The following is a 13902-nucleotide window of genomic DNA, read 5'->3' on the forward strand; positions in this document are numbered from 1 at the left end:
GAAAAATAGCTGTTACATGACAGCAACAGTCATGTGAAAACGCATATTCATGTGTCTGTAGCAGTTAAGCTTTGTAATTATTATTTTCAGCAATGAAATGATGCCTCGCTTTTGCGGGGCTTTTTTTATGAAAGGAACGCTATGCGTGAGACCTTAACGACCGCGCTTGACCTGATGTTTGGTCATGAGGGCGGATATGTGAATAATCCGAAAGACCCGGGCGGCGCTACTAAGTACGGCATCACACATAGAACATTGGCCGCGCATCGTGGTGTTGCCAGTGTTACACCGGCACAGGTCAAAGCCTTATCCAAAGCAGAAGCCACCGAGATTTACCGGCGCTCGTATTGGGTACAATCCGGCGGCGATCTGCTTCCGGTTGGCATTGACTTCATGGCTTTTGATTATGGTGTGAATAGCGGTCCTGCACAGGCGGTTAAGTCGCTCCAGCGTGTGGTTGGTGTGACAGCGGACGGCATTGTTGGCGGTCAGACGGTTGCTGCAGTGAAGGCTTATAAAGGCGATCTTATTGCGGCATATGCTGCTGAACGTCTCCGCTTTATGCGCACATTGAAAACATGGCCGGTGTTCGGGCGAGGTTGGCAAAAGCGTGTCGAAAGTGTTGAGGCTCAAGCGCATCAGGTCATACGGGGTGTGGTGGTAAATACCGATGCTGCATTAGCTCCCGCTAAAGCCAACCCCAAAGATCAGTCAATCACGGAAACGTTGAAAAAACCAGAGGCATGGGCATCAATTGGTGGTCTTTTATCCGGTCTTGGCGGTATGGCTTCCGGCACCGGTCCCATGCAGTGGGCGCTTGCAATCATCATGGTCGGAGCGTTTGCCGCCGGTGCATATTTCCTCATCAAGCGCATGCAGGATCAGGCGACATGAAGATCAGTCTTCAACACATCACTGGTGCGGTCATCGGAGGGGCAGTTTCAGGCCTCTTTTTTTATGCGCTTGGCACTCATGACGGCAAGCAGGATGCGGCGTTGAAAGTCGCGCAAGCCGTGACGCAGGCAATCCAGAACAGGGCAGGGATTAATGAAACAATCAACAATATGGATGGCTTTGCTCTGTGTGTTGAGCTTGGCGGGGTGCGCGACCAGTGCGAACAACTGCGCGGGCTGGCAGAAGATCAGCCTTAAACCGGAAACGGCTGTCTATGTAGCGCAAAATGATACGCAAGCTGGCAAAGGTATTGCCGGTCACAATGCATATGGCAAAAAGGCGGGGTGCTGGTGATGGACATGGGCGAGCAGCGAGCCATTGGACGCCTGGAGGGAAAGCTTGACCACATCATCGCAGATCAGGATCGAGCAAGAACCGAACGTAAGAATCAATATGAGCGGCAAGAAGTGACTGATCGACATATTGAGCAGATTGGCCAAAAGCTTGATGCATTGGATGCTCGATTAAAGAAGGTTGAGGAATCAGCCGCCGAGATCAGCAAGTGGCGTGAGCGCGGGGTAGGGGCGATGATGTTTATATCTATTGTTGCCGCCTCAATCGGAGGTGCTTTTGCGACATTTGGCCGGAAGATTTGGGCTGTGATAGCGGGGTGAGGAAACGCCAGATAAAGAATGTTAAAAGAACATAAATCCCTCACCTGCATTTCAGGTGCGGGGAATATTCTGAATTACATAATAATATCAATGGGGAGTTTAAATAATGGAGGCCTCGCCCGGAATCGAACCGGGGTGCAAGGATTTGCAGTCCTCTGCGTAACCACTCCGCCACGAGGCCATCGCTGGAAGTGGGTTCTCAATATGGTACGACTGTGATTCCGTCAAGACGTGTTGTGAGAAAATACAAATATATCTGCAAAATCAGTGCATAATACACAAAACCATGCTGAACCGGCCTGACGCAATCAGGCTTTATTTTTGGAAAAACGGCTATTTCGCCATTTTCTTAAAATATAGATCTCGGAGCTTCTGCGAAATCGGCGTACGCGGTGAGAATCATGCGACAGCAGAATCAATCCGACAGGGAGCATCCACACACCAAGAACTGGCAAAAAACTAAAAGTACCGCCAAGTACGAATCCCGTGCCAACGACACGACGCATAAATATAGTGGCGGGAATAGGAATTCTCTTTCCTAAAATAAGAATCGTATGTTTTTTCCGTGATTTGGATTCCGATTCAGGCATTTGAAAAATCCATTTTGCTGTTTTTCCCTGTAATTTCTGCAAGTTATGCGCATCACTATTCGCCTATATAGGGACAAAGTGCGATTTTTTGAGGGAAAATGTAAAAAAGTTTGAAAATAATGATTTAGGGCTTGGCAAATCAGAAAATCATTTGCTATACGCCATTTCATCAACACCAAGAGTAACTGTTCCCCGGTAGCTCAGTGGTAGAGCAACCGGCTGTTAACCGGTTGGTCGCTGGTTCGAATCCGGCCCGGGGAGCCACTCTTCTTTATTGAAGTTTGGGAGTTGATTGTTTAAGCTCATATTTGCTTGAACTTAAAAGAGCACCGTTCCCCGGTAGCTCAGTGGTAGAGCAACCGGCTGTTAACCGGTTGGTCGCTGGTTCGAATCCGGCCCGGGGAGCCACTCTCACAGTAGTGAGAATGCGCAATGCTAGTAGCGATTGCACAATATCAAAAAATTTTAATAGGGATCGCTAACTTACCACTTTGTAAGTAAGTACAGGCTTTTTCTTTTTTGTGCTTATCAGGTCAACTGCCAGAATCAAATTAATCAAGTGCTGTTTGGTCACGCTGTCTATTGATTGACTGGACAGTGTTTTTTTGCGACATCACATCTGAATATCCAATTGCATATATTGAGGGAACACATGGCATTGTATATAATGTCAATGAGCTCTCAAAATAGGCTTGGTCACTGGTACTGCATATGTGCAGCGAGAAACTGAAAGGCGAGGCCATGTTGGCTGATTTTCAAAACCTTCGTACCAAGATGGTCGACAACCAGATTCGCACGACCGATGTTACCGATTTAGCGCTTCTGGATGCTTTCTTGGCTGTGCCTCGTGAGGCATTTGTTCCGGAAAACCGCAAAGAACTGGCTTATATTGATGAAGACATTCAACTGGGCGGAGATGCACAGCGATTTCTGATGGAGCCATCACCGCTTGCCAAACTCATTCAGTTAGCAGACATTAAGCCAAGTGATCTGGTTTTGGATGTTGGAAGCGGTAGCGGCTATGCGGCTGCAGTTCTTTCTCAGCTTGCAGGATCGGTCATTGCGCTGGAAAGTGATTCTGCATTGTCAGCTCAGGCAGGCTCGGTTTTGAGTTCACTTGGCTATGACAATGTTGTGATCGTCACCGGAGAACTTGGCCTTGGTCATAGCTCCGAAGCGCCTTATGATGTCATTCTGATCGAAGGTGCCGTTGATTATGTTCCGCAAACTCTTAAGGATCAGCTTAAGGATGGCGGTAGGTTGATTGCAGTAGAAGGGCAGGGAAACCTAGGTGTTGCACGGGTTTACACCAAGGAAAACTCTGTTATTTCTTGCAGGGATGCTTTTAATATAGCGGTCAAACCACTTCGTGAATTTGCTCGTAAAGCCGAATTTACATTCTGAACCTAAAGATTGAGACAAATCTGCAACCTTGCTTTGATTGTTTGTTGATCTGTTGTCTTGGGCGCTAGAAATGAAACGGTTTTATGGTTATTGATAAGTTACCGAACTTGTTGGTTCGGTACATATTTGACTTAATGAGATGAGGTTTACGGTGCACAAGGCGCGCAAAAACATTTTGACAGCTGCATTATTGGCCGGTTCTGTATTGATTTCCGGTACAGCCTGGTCAGATACGCTTACTGGCGCCTTGAACAAGGCATATCATAATAATGCTAAGCTTAACTCTGCACGTGCCGGTTTGCGCGCAACCGACGAAGGTGTCGCCGTTGCTAAGTCCGGCTATCGTCCGACCGTAAACAGCTCTTACAATGTTTCGCGTACACGCAACCATAGTTCATTGGGTAATACCTACTCAACCGTTGGTAAGGTAGGTGTTGAGCTTAATCAGATGCTCTTTGACGGGTTTCAAACCCAAAACAAAGTAGCCTCTGCTGAATCGCAGGTTTTCGCAACCCGCGAAAAGCTTAAAAACGAAGAGATGAACAGTCTTTTTGGTGCAGTTTCTGCTTATATGAATGTTTATCAGGCACGTCAGATTGCTGCTTTGAATGAGCGCAATCTCGCAGCCATGAACGAGCAGGTGCGTGCGGCTCGTGCGCGTTTGGATGTGGGTGAAGGTACGCGTACTGACGTTGCACAGGCCGAAGCCAATCGTTCAAACTCAGTTGCGGCACTTAATGCGGCCAAGGCCAATGTAAAATCAGCAGAGGCTGAATATCGTCAGGTTATCGGTGAAGAGCCAGGCAAATTGTCTTCGGCTTCTCCGGCTGATAAGTTGCTGCCACGCGGTCCTGCTGCGTCACTGGCAATTGCAACCGATAGTCATCCGGGAATTTTGGCAACGAAATATGCTGTTGATGCTGCCGGTTACAATGTTAAATCTGCTGAAGGCGCATTATTACCTGGTGTAAGATTGAATGCCGGTGCTTCGCACACCGACACATATTCTGGCGGTAATGGTGGTATCAATGCTGACGGCAACAGTGCTTCAATTGGCTTAGGGATTAATATCCCGATTTATCAGGGCGGCCGTACGTCCGCTTTAGTTCGACAGAGTAAAGAACAGCTTGGACAGGCGCGTATTGAAGTTGACGTAGTGCGTGATCAGGTACGTCAGGGCATTGGTTCCGCTTGGGCGCAGTACGAGGCAGCAAAAGCTAACGTTGTCTCAACCCGTACCGGTATTGCAGCGGCACAGCTTGCTCTTGATGGTGTGATTGAAGAACGTAAAGTTGGTCAGCGTACCACTTTGGATGTGTTGAAAGCTCAGAACGATCTGACCGATGTTCAGATTGCACAGGTCAGAGCACAGCATGATCTGATTGTTGCCAGCTATGCAATCCTTAATGCTACCGGTCGAATGACTGCACGCGACCTCGGTTTACAGGTCACTGAATATAAGCCAGAGCAGCATTATGAAGCTGTGAAAGATAAATGGATTGGCTTGCGCACCCCAGATGGTCGTTAAATTGAATTATTAAGATATAAAGCCATCTATTTGATAATAGATGGCTTTTTTATTTGTTAGCTATTTTCATTGAAATGAGTACGGGCGCATTCTTAATCAGTATGCGCCCGTTTTTTTCAAATTTGTTAATGCTGTTGTTTGTCTAACGTGAGAACAGTGTCAGTGATGGCATGGTTGCAAGTACCGATTTTGTCATTCCGCCGAAGACGAGTTCACGCAGACGTGAATGGCTGTAAGCGCCCATAACCAGCATGTCGGTGTCTGTCGCCTGTAAATATTCCTGCAAAGTGTCCATGGCTGAGCGACCGGAAGATGTAAGCGTTTGAATGCTAATATCAATACCGTGGCGGTTAAGCGCTTTGGCTAATTCCTGTGCTTGCGGAACAATACCCTGGCTTTCATCGTCCAGTGGCGGATCAATCCAAAGTAGTTCAACGCGCTGCGCTGTTTTAAGTAATGGCAGCGCATCCATTGCAGCACGCGAGCCTTCGCGCTTGCCATTATAAGCAATAGCAATGCGATCAAGTGCTTTTACAGCATTTGCTGGCTTGAGAGGTACCATCAACACAGGGCGACCACTATCAAAAACCAATGTATCAACAGCATCATTGGCTATGTCAGGATCATTCAGATCCGTCTGACCGGTGATGATGAGGTCGGCACCACAGGCAATTTGCGTTGCACCTTGTGCTCCTGTGCCTGTATCGGAGCGGATCACCTGAAACTCATAAGTGGAGGTTTGATTCTGCATGACAGCTTCAAACCGCTTTTTGATTTTCTCAGAATTTTCCGCATGATGCTTGTCATGTAGCTCAAACATGCCCGGATCAATAAATCCATTGATGTCAGCATAAACGGCAGCGGCTGGGATGGAGTATAATCCGATCACATGCGCATCTGAAAGCTTGTCGGTGACAAGTTCAACTGCTGACAGGATACGGGCGAGTTCGGTTTCGCTACGGATGTAGGCAAGTACAGTCTTATAGGACATGCTTCGACCTCCTGATGTGCTAAAATATATATAAGCACAGATTCAAGCATTTTGTATAAGAATGATAAAATTATTGTGCATGGTTGGCTGTCAGGTCAGCCAACATATTTTCAATGTCTCGCATTGCTGCTTTTATTTCGGATAATTCATGCCCGCGCACTACCAGTTGCGTTGAAAAGCTGCCATTTTTGAAGCTCGGATAAGAGCCGATGATCGTATTGGCATGTTTTTCCTGAATGGCAGATAAAGGTATGCCGATGACGCCTTCGCCAAAGGGGCAATCAACGCTTTCCGACAGTAGTTTTTTGCCGGTCTCTAAGGTTGGAATCACGTTGTGCAACATGGCTTCAAATACTGACGGCACGCCGGCCATTACATAGACATTGCCGATTTGAAAGCCGGGTGCGGTTGAAACCGGATTATCGATATGAACAGCACCTTGCGGCATCCGCGCCATGCGTTTTCTGGATTCGGTAAACTCAAGGCCGCGTTTTTGATAATTTTGCGCAAGCATTTGCATTGCTTTTTCATCATAAATACAAGGCACTTCAAAGGCTTTGGAAATTGCATCTGCGGTGATGTCGTCATGAGTCGGGCCGATGCCGCCGGATGTGAACAAATATTGATATTGCTGGCGCAATTCGTTGACGGCCGCAATAATGCGCGCCTCATCATCCGGCACAATGCGCACTTCTGTCAGATCAATGCCGATTTCGGTCATCATTTCAGCCAGATAACCGATATTTTTATCTTTCGTGCGCCCTGATAGTAATTCATCACCAATGGCAAGCATGGCGGCTTTGACGGTCTTATCTGGATGCGCAGTGGTCACGGCTAATGTCCTGTCTGATAATGTTTAATCGCTGTCCGTCGCGTCATTATTGGCTTCAAATTCTGCGCTGGCAATCACGTCAACTTCATCATTCTGGCCGGACACGACTTTAAAATCACGCTGATAAATGCGGTCTTTATTTTTGGCAATGGCAATATATTCGCCTTCTGACAGCACCATCGATGCATAAGCGCCCACGCTTTCACGCACACCATCACCTGAAGCATTGAGCACCGACCAAGATGTATCGGCGAGCGCTTCACCGCCTTTTTCACGCACCAATTTCAAAGTGACATTAGCGGCACGGTGTTCAACCGTTGCTTCTGTCAGCTTTCCAGCTTCAACGCGAATATCGGCACGGATAACCGCATTGGCGTTGCCGTAATTGGAGATGACATGATACGTGCCCGCATTTAAGCGCGTGATGGCATCCGGTTTTACGTCTGGTAAAATCAGCGAGCGATCATTGGATGTATCGTCATCGCCATAGATGGAAAAACGCAACAGATCGGCAATCGGATGTTTTCCGTCCGGCAAAACAGCATTGAGCTTTAATCCGCCAGCTTCCAGCACCATTGTTTCCTGTCGCGGCTCGTCACGCATCGTGATGCGCTTGGTGGCTCCGGCGCGTCCATAGGCGACATGCACGAGATAGCTGCCCTTTGGCAAAGTAAAGGTAACAGTACCACCTTTTGCCGTTGCAATAAGCGGTAGCTGTCCATCTTCGCCGGCATCAGGTGAGAAGACCCGCCAGGTCAGGCCATTGCGGATATCGGCTGTCTCATCGGTTAGTTTTGCCTGCAAAACCAGCTCAGGATATTCCTTTTCCGGCTCGCTCAAGGTGGAGAAGGGCAGTGGCTGTATGTCAGTGCTTGGCGGCAATATATGCGACAAATCGGGCAATTTGGGCTGGATGTTTAGCTCCTGCGCCTGCAATGGCGCTGTCGTTAAACACAATGTCAGTAAAACAGCCGTCAATCGCGTGCGTCGTGATAGCTGAACGCGCGCCGGATGATGTGTAAAAGAGGAGCAGAGCTTTTGGTATGACATATCTGTTTTTGAAACCACTCTGACGGTCTTTTCAAGACCTGAACTGGTTTTTTTCGATTTATTTTTTATGTTGAGGCATAAAATCATAAAATCACTGAAAAACCTGTCTGTTCGCTTGTTTTAATATCACGAAGCCTTAAAAAAGAATTCTATCATAACCCAATGATACAGGAATAATATCTGACGAATAGCTGACTAAGGAAAAAGATGTTCAGCTTTCAAACTGTGCAAGCTACATAAGCGTTAAATGGGGCCTTTTGTTGGCCTGAAATCGTTGCAAGAATTGTTAAATGAGGTCTGTTAATGCAAGAAGCCGTGCTGGAATTTCTCTCGAAGCGTCACTCGACGCCTATTTCTGCGCTTGCAGCTCCAGGTCCTGATGAAGATCAGTTGCAATTGATGCTGAAATTAGCTGCACGCGTTCCTGATCATGGTCGCCTTACCCCTTGGCGCTTTATTATCTATCGTGGTGATGCACGTAAAAAGGTCGGGCAATTGCTGGCGGATCGGCTTGAGCAATTGGAAGGCCCGCTGACAGAAGCGCGCAAAGAACAAGAGCTGAAGCGCTTTGATCGTGCCCCTCTGGTTGTGGGGGTTGTCTCTTCTCCGGTGGAGCATCCGCGCATTCCGGAATGGGAGATGTTCTTGTCGGCTGGTGCGGCTGCGATGAACCTGTGTCATGCCGCCAATGCAATGGGTTTTGCCAGCAACTGGATCACCAATTGGTATGCAAATGAAGAAGAAGGCCGCCGTCTTTTAGGTGTTGCTCCGCATGAACGCGTAGCTGGCTTTGTTCATATTGGTACGTCGCAAACCGTTGTTCCTGAACGTCCGCGCGCTGATATGGAGGCCAAGGTCAGTGAATATCAGGGGCCGTGGAACGAATAAGCGTCCATACTTTTGATAGACCCTTAAGGTGGTCAGATCCGATGTTTTTATAATCATCGGGTCTGATCATTTTTTACTTGAATTTAATTAGGCGCCATACTATATGGCGCCTTATGAAAAATTTAGAACAAAAGCACTTAGCACTTATTGAGGAAACCGAACGGCGCGGTCAGGTTTCAACTGGTAATCTGCGCGCATGTTTCGAGCTGCTGGCACTTGCTGGTGCAATCGATAAAGACTGTGCAGCACGGCTGGCGCCTTATCGCTTGTCTGAGGGGAAGTTTGTTTTACTGTTTCTTTTGCACGGGCAAGCGGATGGTCTGTCGCCATTTGAACTGGCAGAGCGCGCCGGTGTAACGCGTGCAACCATCACAGGTTTACTTGATGGCTTGGAGCGAGATCAGTTTATTAAACGTTGTCCAAGTCTTGAAGATCGCCGAAAAGTTGCAGTGCTTTTAACACCTCATGGCGAAGCCTGCGCGCGTGATTTGTTTAATGCGCATACGCAGTGGATTTCGGCACTATTTGCCGGTTTTTCGACGGAAGAACGAAAGACACTCAATGGCTTTTTAGCTCGAATTCGTAACAATCTGGTTGAGGCTGCATCATGACCATAGCCAAAGCAAAAGGGCGCGGCGTTAAAGATATTCCGCAAGAAAGGCTGGGTGCACTGAATCATGGTGCAGAGACCACCAATCTGACTGAATGTCTGGCGGTGGATTTTACCAAGCTGATGCATATTGTTTTGCCGCAAATAAGCGCGCAGGCTTTAACAGAAATGGAAGCAAGTGCCGCAAGTGGTATTTCACAGCGCATGCGTTTGGCAGCTAGTATTATCACGCGTGAATTGGGGGAAGAATCTATCACGCAGCTTGCGCATCATTCGTCTGATACGGTGCGTGGATGGTGTTGTTTTATGGTGGGGCAGCGCTCAGGTCTCAGCTTGGAAGCGCGCCTTGAGGCTATCAAGCCATTTGCTGATGACCCTCATTTTGGTGTGCGGGAATGGTCATGGATGGCTGTCCGCGGTGATTTAGCTGCCAATTTAGAAGAAGCCATCATCTATTTAACCGATTGGACACAGTCTTTTTCCGAACGCGTCCGGCGCTTTGCAACTGAAGCTATTCGCCCGCGCGGTGTGTGGTGTCAGCATATTGCACAACTTAAGCAAAAGCCGGAGTTAGCTTTGCCAGTTTTAGCGGCTTTAAAGGCTGATCCAGCCATCTATGTGCAGGATTCGGTCGCCAACTGGCTGAATGATGCCTCGAAAGATCGCCCTGATTGGGTGCAGAATTTATGTGCTCAATGGCAGGAAAGCAGTTCATCGGCTGCAACACACCGCATTTGTAAACGGGCATTGCGCTCTATTCGTGCCTGAACATCTTTAAAAAACGGAAAAATTATTATGCCTCATTATCTTGCTGAGCTTTATAGTCCGAAACAAACATGGCTTAACCTGACAGCTGCTGAACGTCAGCAGTTTTTGGAAGAAGTGGGGGCAGCGATGCCAGCCTTAGCGGCTCTTGGGGTTGATGCTATTTCTTTAGGGCAGGTTGATCAGACCAGGCTGCATACGAGTGAACATCAGTTTTATGCAATTTGGCGCTGTACTGATGATCAGGCTTTAGAGGCATTAATTGGCGGTATCGCCCAATCAGGCTGGCATGATTACTTTGATACAATCAATGCTGGTGGTGAGGGCTGTGATTTTGGTCAGCATCTTACTCAATTGATTAATGCTTGAGCATAATATTGTTTTTCTTTGTAGTTATATTGGATTTATATAATTATAAGATATTGATTGAACAGATTGTAATTCAAGTTCGTCCAGACCACTGAAGAATAGGTAGTTACTATGCGTCATTTCACCAAATTTGCTGCTGCATTGACAGCGGTTGCGGCTTTAATGACCGCTGAAGTACAGGCTTGCACTCGCGTTGTTTATCATGGCGAAGCAGGTCGTACGATGACCGGCCGCAGCATGGATTTTAAAGATCCGATGATCAGTAACTTTTGGGTATTCCCTAGGGGCATGAAGCGCGGTGGTCAGGCAGGCGAGCGCTCGGTCGAGTGGACTTCGAAATATGGCAGTCTTGCTGTTTCAGGTTATGATATTTCAACCGTTGACGGCATGAATGAAGCAGGTCTCAATGCCAGCCTGTTATGGCTGAATGCGTCGCAATATCCGGAAGATGATAAATCATCAAAGCGTATGTCACTGGCTATCTGGGCGCAGTTTTATCTTGATCAGTTCGCCAATGTAAAAGAAGCCGTTGAATTTACAAAAGAAAATCCAATTCAAGTGGTTAGCGGTGAAGTTCCTGGTCGCCCGGGCAGTCTTGCACCGCTTCATCTGACTTTGTCGGATGCAAGTGGTGATAGCGCTGTGCTGGAATGGATTGACGGTAAGCTCAGCATTCACCATGATCGTTCTTATCAGGTTGTAACCAATGATCCGGCTTATGATTTCCAGCTGGCAAATAAAGCCTATTGGGGCAAAGTTAATTCGCTGAACTTCTTGCCGGGTAGCGGACGCTCAGAAGATCGCTTTGTTCGTGCTGGTTTCTACGTCAATGCAGTCACACAGACAGATGATCCGCGTGTTGCTGCGGCCGCCGTTTTCAGTGTGGTGCGTAATGCGTCAGTGCCTTATGGTGTAAGCATGCCTGATGCACCTAACCTGTCCACAACGCGCTGGCGTGTGGTTGCGGATCAGAAAGCCCTGCAATTTCATGCAGAATCAGCCACATCACCTAATATTTTCTGGGTTGATCTGAAAAAGCTGGATTTTGCTGAAGGTGCGAAAGTGCGCAAACTGGAACTTGGCGTTGATATGAGCCGTGTCTTGGTCGGCGAAGTTTCTGACAAATTTGAAGATGCCGAGCCGTTTACTTTTGAAGCCGCAGAATGAAATAAACTAAAGCGATATTGATAAAAATGAAGGGCGAGGGACGCTGGCTTAAACGTTGTTTTTAAATAACTTGGCCTGGGTCTCACGCCCTTTATATTTATCTCAAATGCTTGAAAAACATGATCAAGCGGACGCCAATTGCTTTTACATAATGGAATAAAGAACTCCATTATCATTCAAAGTCTCAGTGATATTCCAACCGGCTTTGGAGTAAAGGCCGACTGAGCCATCTGTATAGAGCGACAGGCGTTCAATGCCCGCGGCTTTTGCAATTGTTTCAAGATGTGCAATCAGTTGTAATGCAAGTCCGCGTCCGCGATAGGCAGGATCAACATAAAGGCCAGCTAACCAGGGATCAACTCCGGCCGGTCTTCAAGATCATCCAGACAGAGTGTGATCATACCAACAGGCGTTTTACCGTCGAGTAGAACTCAAACAGTTGGGATAACATCCGGTTGCGCTACGCATTAGGCGTCCATCTCAATCACTTGCGTCAGGGTGACATCTTTATCACTAAAGAAAGTATTCAAGCGCCATGTGCCAGTGGTTTGGGCTAAATCTGGTCTTTCTTTTGTTGTGACAATGCTAAACGACATGCGATGCTTCATCTTTTCATGTGCAATATTGAACTGCCAATTGGCGGCCAGATCATCTAAGCCACGAGAAATAGCGCAACTAAGCGGCTGTTAGAATCTTAATCTTCCTGTTCAACCGGCACTTCACCAAAGGAAGCCAGAAGCCTAGGCTCCATCATGTCGCCGGTCTCTTCATCAATGGTCACAGCATAGGCGACAACGCCGGCAAAACGCCCGGCCATTGCTGCGGCAATGCGTTCAGCACTGACAGCTGACTGAGCGGGGCGCATTTCGGCGGCGACCAGTTTTTGCTTATTTTTTCGATATGGGATGATGATGTATTTTTCAGATGCGGTTTCAGTTGTCATTCATCACTACCTTATTGACTGTTCTTTATTTGTTCTTAGAATGAGGGAGAAGTCAATTGAAATTTAGTGATGCCTGAGATGTTTCATCTCCATCGTGATGAAAAGTTAGACTGGCTGCCATTAATTTCAACTAACCTGATCAATGTGAGTAGGGAGTAACAATGATTAAACGGATAGATTACAATCTGGTGTCACCTGATGGGGCTAAGGCACTTGCTGGTGTTTATAATTATATCAAACATACGGATCTTACTGAAGAACTGGTTGAGTTGGTTTACCTGCGCGTTTCGCAAATCAATAATTGTGCTTATTGCCTGGATAGCCATACCCGTGCCTTGGTGAAAAAGGGCGCTTCAATTGAAAAGCTTGCACTTGTGCAGGCGTGGGAAGAAGGTGGTTCACTTTTTAACGCTCGTGAGCGGGCGGCTCTTGCATGGGCAGAAAGTGTGACGCTTGTTGCGCAAACAGGCATACCTGATGCCGCTTATGAGGCTGCTTATCATGTATTTAGTGAAAAAGAGCTGTCTGAGCTGACAATCGCCATCAGTCTGATGAATGCATATAATCGGATGGCTATTAGTTTCCGTAAAACACCGCAGGCAGTTTTACCGAAGTAAAGAATCTCATCCATTGAAGTGGTTCTGCAAAACTGGATAGTCTGCTAAGATGTACCCGGCTTTAGCGATTAGATACGCAAATGACGACCAGACGGTTCAAGAGATTGCCAGCAAGCACAAAATCCACCCAACCCAATTGACCATATGGAGGCGGCAAGCGATTGATGGCTTGGCTGGTGTGTTTTCCTGCAAGATCAAAAAAACAGAAGGCAATGCTCCGCAAGCATCATACCGCCTGAAGTCTGAGCAGACAGTGTAAACTGCTGAAGATCAACCGGTCATCAATATATTATACGCCTGTCGGAACTGATCCAGAAACGCTGAAGCTTATGAATGAGCTTGATCGCATGTTCACGAAATACCCGTTCTTTGGTAGCGGTCAAATCACCGCTTTCCTACCTCGAAGTAGGCTTCAAGCGGGGAGATACCGTGTGCTTCGGTTAATCAGTGTCATGGGATTATAAGCCATTGATAAAGGCCCAAACCAAGTCTGGTGCAGTGATATTACTTATAGTGCGCCTCGCCCCAATTGGGGAGGCATATGACTGGAATGCAAAGGAGAAAGGAGGAATTGAAGACT

Annotated in this window: 16 protein-coding genes, 3 tRNA genes and 1 pseudogene; 13 read left to right on the forward strand and 7 right to left on the reverse strand. The window is 47.3% G+C overall.

Annotation, left to right across the window (positions count from 1 at the left end):
• Nucleotides 1–141: 141 nt before the first annotated feature.
• The 3 genes from FHS77_RS13225 to FHS77_RS13235 all read left to right on the forward strand — a co-directional run bounded on the left by FHS77_RS13225 (nt 142) and on the right by FHS77_RS13235 (nt 1568).
• Nucleotides 142–894, forward strand: coding sequence for a glycoside hydrolase family 108 protein (locus FHS77_RS13225; RefSeq protein ID WP_246431334.1), 753 nt, complete (start codon nt 142–144; stop codon nt 892–894).
• Nucleotides 891–1151 carry a hypothetical protein gene (locus FHS77_RS13230; protein WP_184224154.1) on the forward strand — a complete coding sequence of 87 codons (261 nt, stop codon included), beginning with the start codon at nt 891–893 and terminating at the stop codon, nt 1149–1151. The genes FHS77_RS13225 and FHS77_RS13230 overlap by 4 nt, the downstream gene beginning before the upstream one ends.
• Before the next feature lie 96 nt (nt 1152–1247).
• On the forward strand, nt 1248–1568 hold the full coding sequence (locus FHS77_RS13235; protein ID WP_184224156.1) for a DUF1515 family protein: 321 nt from the start codon (nt 1248–1250) through the stop codon (nt 1566–1568).
• A 107-nt stretch (nt 1569–1675) separates the two neighbouring features.
• On the opposite strand, the gene FHS77_RS13240 is transcribed toward FHS77_RS13235, so the two are convergent.
• Both FHS77_RS13240 and FHS77_RS13245 read right to left on the reverse strand, forming a co-directional pair.
• Nucleotides 1676–1749 (reverse strand) — tRNA-Cys (locus tag FHS77_RS13240).
• 127 nt (nt 1750–1876) lie between these two features.
• A complete protein-coding gene (locus tag FHS77_RS13245; protein WP_184224190.1) occupies nt 1877–2158 on the reverse strand; it encodes a hypothetical protein in 282 nt (93 codons plus the stop codon).
• Nucleotides 2159–2347: 189 nt separating this feature from the next.
• Between FHS77_RS13245 and FHS77_RS13250 the strand changes: the two genes are divergently transcribed.
• The 4 genes from FHS77_RS13250 (at nt 2348) to FHS77_RS13265 (ending at nt 5090) form a co-directional block, all read left to right on the forward strand.
• Nucleotides 2348–2422: transfer RNA gene (locus tag FHS77_RS13250), tRNA-Asn, on the forward strand.
• 69 nt (nt 2423–2491) lie between these two features.
• A tRNA-Asn gene (locus tag FHS77_RS13255) sits at nt 2492–2566 on the forward strand.
• A 333-nt stretch (nt 2567–2899) separates the two neighbouring features.
• Nucleotides 2900–3562: a protein-L-isoaspartate O-methyltransferase family protein gene (locus tag FHS77_RS13260; RefSeq protein WP_184224158.1), complete on the forward strand. Its 663-nt coding sequence runs from the start codon at nt 2900–2902 to the stop codon at nt 3560–3562.
• 139 nt (nt 3563–3701) lie between these two features.
• The gene (locus FHS77_RS13265; protein WP_184224160.1) at nt 3702–5090 is read left to right on the forward strand and encodes a TolC family outer membrane protein; all 1389 of its coding nucleotides are present in this window, start codon (nt 3702–3704) and stop codon (nt 5088–5090) included.
• 142 nt (nt 5091–5232) lie between these two features.
• On the opposite strand, the gene FHS77_RS13270 is transcribed toward FHS77_RS13265, so the two are convergent.
• From FHS77_RS13270 to FHS77_RS13280, 3 genes are all read right to left on the reverse strand, one after another.
• The gene (locus FHS77_RS13270) at nt 5233–6081 is read right to left on the reverse strand and encodes a universal stress protein (RefSeq protein WP_184224162.1); all 849 of its coding nucleotides are present in this window, start codon (nt 6079–6081) and stop codon (nt 5233–5235) included.
• Between the two features lie 70 nt (nt 6082–6151).
• Nucleotides 6152–6874 carry a competence/damage-inducible protein A gene (locus tag FHS77_RS13275; protein WP_184224192.1) on the reverse strand — a complete coding sequence of 241 codons (723 nt, stop codon included), beginning with the start codon at nt 6872–6874 and terminating at the stop codon, nt 6152–6154.
• A 63-nt stretch (nt 6875–6937) separates the two neighbouring features.
• Nucleotides 6938–7891, reverse strand: coding sequence for a hypothetical protein (locus FHS77_RS13280; protein ID WP_184224164.1), 954 nt, complete (start codon nt 7889–7891; stop codon nt 6938–6940).
• A gap of 375 nt (nt 7892–8266) precedes the next feature.
• Here FHS77_RS13280 and FHS77_RS13285 point away from each other — a divergent pair, with 375 nt between their 5' ends.
• From FHS77_RS13285 to FHS77_RS13305, 5 genes are all read left to right on the forward strand, one after another.
• Complete coding sequence (locus tag FHS77_RS13285; RefSeq protein ID WP_184224166.1) at nt 8267–8851, forward strand: nitroreductase family protein; 585 nt, start codon at nt 8267–8269, stop codon at nt 8849–8851.
• Nucleotides 8852–8964: 113 nt separating this feature from the next.
• On the forward strand, nt 8965–9462 hold the full coding sequence (locus tag FHS77_RS13290) for a MarR family winged helix-turn-helix transcriptional regulator (RefSeq protein WP_184224168.1): 498 nt from the start codon (nt 8965–8967) through the stop codon (nt 9460–9462).
• Complete coding sequence (locus FHS77_RS13295; protein WP_184224170.1) at nt 9459–10229, forward strand: DNA alkylation repair protein; 771 nt, start codon at nt 9459–9461, stop codon at nt 10227–10229. The genes FHS77_RS13290 and FHS77_RS13295 overlap by 4 nt, the downstream gene beginning before the upstream one ends.
• A gap of 27 nt (nt 10230–10256) precedes the next feature.
• Nucleotides 10257–10595 (forward strand): DUF6616 family protein, encoded by a 339-nt coding sequence (locus FHS77_RS13300; protein ID WP_184224172.1) that lies wholly within the window; start codon nt 10257–10259, stop codon nt 10593–10595.
• Between the two features lie 111 nt (nt 10596–10706).
• A complete protein-coding gene (locus FHS77_RS13305; RefSeq protein ID WP_184224174.1) occupies nt 10707–11762 on the forward strand; it encodes a linear amide C-N hydrolase in 1056 nt (351 codons plus the stop codon).
• 144 nt (nt 11763–11906) lie between these two features.
• On the opposite strand, the pseudogene FHS77_RS16520 reads toward FHS77_RS13305, so the two are convergent.
• Both FHS77_RS16520 and FHS77_RS13315 read right to left on the reverse strand, forming a co-directional pair.
• Nucleotides 11907–12101: pseudogene (locus FHS77_RS16520) on the reverse strand (GNAT family N-acetyltransferase); the annotation flags it as partial.
• Nucleotides 12102–12456: 355 nt separating this feature from the next.
• A complete protein-coding gene (locus FHS77_RS13315) occupies nt 12457–12705 on the reverse strand; it encodes a hypothetical protein (protein WP_184224176.1) in 249 nt (82 codons plus the stop codon).
• A 161-nt stretch (nt 12706–12866) separates the two neighbouring features.
• Here FHS77_RS13315 and FHS77_RS13320 point away from each other — a divergent pair, with 161 nt between their 5' ends.
• The gene (locus tag FHS77_RS13320) at nt 12867–13322 is read left to right on the forward strand and encodes a carboxymuconolactone decarboxylase family protein (RefSeq protein ID WP_184224178.1); all 456 of its coding nucleotides are present in this window, start codon (nt 12867–12869) and stop codon (nt 13320–13322) included.
• The last annotated feature ends 580 nt before the right edge of the window (nt 13323–13902 follow it).

The organism is Paenochrobactrum gallinarii, from assembly GCF_014205685.1.
GTDB classification, from domain to species: domain Bacteria; phylum Pseudomonadota; class Alphaproteobacteria; order Rhizobiales; family Rhizobiaceae; genus Paenochrobactrum; species Paenochrobactrum gallinarii.

Coding starts and splice junctions, on each gene's coding strand:
- FHS77_RS13260 (WP_184224158.1), top strand. CDS start 2,900: ATGTTGGCTGATTTTCAAAACCTTCGTACCAAGATGGTCGACAACCAG.
- FHS77_RS13225 (WP_246431334.1), top strand. CDS start 142: ATGCGTGAGACCTTAACGACCGCGCTTGACCTGATGTTTGGTCATGAG.
- FHS77_RS13315 (WP_184224176.1), bottom strand. CDS start 12,705: ATGACAACTGAAACCGCATCTGAAAAATACATCATCATCCCATATCGA.
- FHS77_RS13300 (WP_184224172.1), top strand. CDS start 10,257: ATGCCTCATTATCTTGCTGAGCTTTATAGTCCGAAACAAACATGGCTT.
- FHS77_RS13285 (WP_184224166.1), top strand. CDS start 8,267: ATGCAAGAAGCCGTGCTGGAATTTCTCTCGAAGCGTCACTCGACGCCT.
- FHS77_RS13235 (WP_184224156.1), top strand. CDS start 1,248: ATGGACATGGGCGAGCAGCGAGCCATTGGACGCCTGGAGGGAAAGCTT.
- FHS77_RS13270 (WP_184224162.1), bottom strand. CDS start 6,081: ATGTCCTATAAGACTGTACTTGCCTACATCCGTAGCGAAACCGAACTC.
- FHS77_RS13275 (WP_184224192.1), bottom strand. CDS start 6,874: ATGCTTGCCATTGGTGATGAATTACTATCAGGGCGCACGAAAGATAAA.
- FHS77_RS13320 (WP_184224178.1), top strand. CDS start 12,867: ATGATTAAACGGATAGATTACAATCTGGTGTCACCTGATGGGGCTAAG.
- FHS77_RS13290 (WP_184224168.1), top strand. CDS start 8,965: ATGAAAAATTTAGAACAAAAGCACTTAGCACTTATTGAGGAAACCGAA.
- FHS77_RS13265 (WP_184224160.1), top strand. CDS start 3,702: ATGAGGTTTACGGTGCACAAGGCGCGCAAAAACATTTTGACAGCTGCA.
- FHS77_RS13305 (WP_184224174.1), top strand. CDS start 10,707: ATGCGTCATTTCACCAAATTTGCTGCTGCATTGACAGCGGTTGCGGCT.
- FHS77_RS13245 (WP_184224190.1), bottom strand. CDS start 2,158: ATGCCTGAATCGGAATCCAAATCACGGAAAAAACATACGATTCTTATT.
- FHS77_RS13230 (WP_184224154.1), top strand. CDS start 891: ATGAAGATCAGTCTTCAACACATCACTGGTGCGGTCATCGGAGGGGCA.
- FHS77_RS13295 (WP_184224170.1), top strand. CDS start 9,459: ATGACCATAGCCAAAGCAAAAGGGCGCGGCGTTAAAGATATTCCGCAA.